Genomic DNA, 564 nt, shown 5'->3' on the forward strand with positions numbered 1-564 from the left:
GCACTGCTGGGGCGGCGGCCGAAGGATGAGATCGACGATGGCGTGACGTACGGCGGGCATAGTCGGTTGAGGCGGAGGCCCGTTGATTCTTTTTTTTTCGCCCCGCGTTTGCGAGGCGACGATGTTGCAGGAAGGCGTAGGCAATCATTGTCATAAGGGCGTGGCGATGAAGACCTTGCCATGATCGCCCTTCGAAGTGATCAAGTCCAAGTTCCTCCTTCAACTGTTGATGCGCCTGCTCACAAATCCACCGTGCCTTGATGGTGGCGGCCAGCGTGCGCAGATCCGTCGTCGCCGGAAGATTGGCGAGATAGTATTTCTTCTCCCCGGAGGCACGTTGCTCGCCAATGAGCCAGGCTTCGTCGCCTGGGAGATGCTGCTGACCTTTATCCCATATCCGCTGCGGAGGGCCGTCGGCGGTGCGGACACGGAGAGCAGCAAATCGGGCTTTGAGCCGACCTTTCGTCCCGCTGCGCCAACTCACGGTTTTCCATTTGGCGCTGGCCAGCATTTGTTCTGCCGCAATCGATAAGATATCGGGCACGTGGTGCTTTCGTGGTTTGC

Annotated in this window: 1 protein-coding gene; it reads right to left on the reverse strand. The window is 58.9% G+C overall.

Annotated elements, in window-relative coordinates; translation table 11 throughout:
- Positions 1-564: transposase (locus IVB32_RS03020; RefSeq protein ID WP_247409728.1), on the reverse strand; the 564-nt coding region annotated here is incomplete at both ends.

It is taken from the genome of Bradyrhizobium sp. 23 (assembly GCF_023073295.1).
Classification (GTDB): Bacteria; Pseudomonadota; Alphaproteobacteria; order Rhizobiales; family Xanthobacteraceae; genus Bradyrhizobium; species Bradyrhizobium canariense_D.